The sequence below is a fragment of the Endozoicomonas sp. SESOKO2 genome (assembly GCF_024606245.1).
Lineage (GTDB): Bacteria > Pseudomonadota > Gammaproteobacteria > Pseudomonadales > Endozoicomonadaceae > Endozoicomonas_A.
This window is the reverse complement of record NZ_JAHHPQ010000190.1, coordinates 1-1,580: the sequence shown is the minus strand read 5'-3', so window position 1 is coordinate 1,580 and position 1,580 is coordinate 1. Positions and strand designations below refer to the sequence as shown.

Genomic DNA, 1,580 nt, shown 5'->3' with positions numbered 1-1,580 from the left:
GTTCCTGCTCAAGTACACTGGATTCACGATCCAGACATTCTTTACATTTATTAAAGGCGAGTACCGGTTTATTGCAATTTTGACATAACCCACCACTGTTTGGTGAACCACCTGACCCATCATCTCCATCACTTCCATCGCTCTCACTTCCACGGCGACTGCCTTGATTTTGACGACCGTTATCTCGTTGAGACTGAGCATAGGAAGATGGTCCAAGGTCGCCCTTCTGATTTCCAGCCTGACCGATTCCTCCAGAATGGCCGATCCCTATGGGGACGTGGCCCGGAAAAACGGACACGCTGCGTAATTGTTCAGGACTTAAAATGAACCCTTGCTGTGCATGACGACGGTAGTCTTCTGTTTGTAGCGGCTGTGCCGGCTTACTGCTCAGGTAATGATCAATTACAGCTTCCGGATTATCGGGGTTTCTGGACAATGCCAGAAAGAGTCCTGAACTTCTTTCAAGATTTGCAGCTCTTATTTTATCCCAAAGTTCCTGAGAAATAATGATGTCCTGCTCATTCCAACCCTGCTTGATTTTAAGCACAACCCGGGTATCCCAAATCTGTTTTTTTACAATCCGACCATCAATACCAGGCACCAGAATCACGCTGTTGACCAGCTCGCTCATCCATTCAAAGGAGTAAAGGGGGCCCATTCCGCCACCCGGCCTTTTCTTGAATAAATCGTCTAAATCATCGCCACTGCCAAAACCGCCACCACCAGAGCTTGTGAATGGTTCACCATTACCGGCCGTAACAGGGGCTCCGGGTATTGCCAAAGGCCCACTAAAACGACTTTTGTCGTCAGAATGACCAGACCCGTTTTTTTCAGCCTGTTTATTGCGGTAAAAAATATCGACCGATGATGTTTTTTTGTTAACTGAAGTATTACTGCCTGATGATGACGGTAAAGCAGCGCTTTCTGAAAAAATACCGCTACATTCCGGTTCTATAACCCATCCGATATCATTATCTTCAATGGCCAAAACCAACGATTGATGACCCGCCGGTAAACGCCAACTGGCTGAGTATTCATGCTGCCAGCGGCCAGTGTCGGGTGTCGATGAAACCTGTCTCACTTTCCCGTTTTGTATATCCGGCATAGCCTGACCCGTTACTGGCTTTTTAAATACCGGGGGAGAGGGAAAATGTCCTGTCGACAATGCGGGGGGCGTCCTGAAACAAAAATTAAATTGATCGCCCGGTTGGCTATCGAGGATGACATAAAACTGATTGTTTTCCAGTTCAGAAACTGTTCCACCGTTCTCGTCAGCCGCCTTGCGATCATAACTGAGAAGGAGGGGCGGATTGTTCCCTCTAAACGACAGTTTGCTAATCTCCCCCGATGGCTCTGCCCACGCCTCAGTGGCTTTGGAGGAACTCATCCAACCCGTCCAGCTCAACAGGCTGGTATAGGCAGCACAGTGGCCTGAAAAAGGCGCAATGACAGACAAGATGAATACAAAAAACAGGCGAACCATGGTCAAAAGCTCTACTGTTTTCATGATCGGATCTCTCTGAAGATTTTATTGATAAAGCATTAAAATAGACCTTAAATTTGAAAATGTTTTATTTTTT

At 46.8% G+C, this 1,580-nt stretch carries 1 protein-coding gene; it reads right to left on the bottom strand.

All coding sequences use genetic code 11. The features are described from left to right. Window positions 1–1,507 (bottom strand): hypothetical protein (locus KDK17_RS04615; protein WP_257287459.1); only part of this gene is annotated, 1,507 nt, incomplete at its 3' end. Window positions 1,508–1,580: the final 73 nt, after the last annotated feature.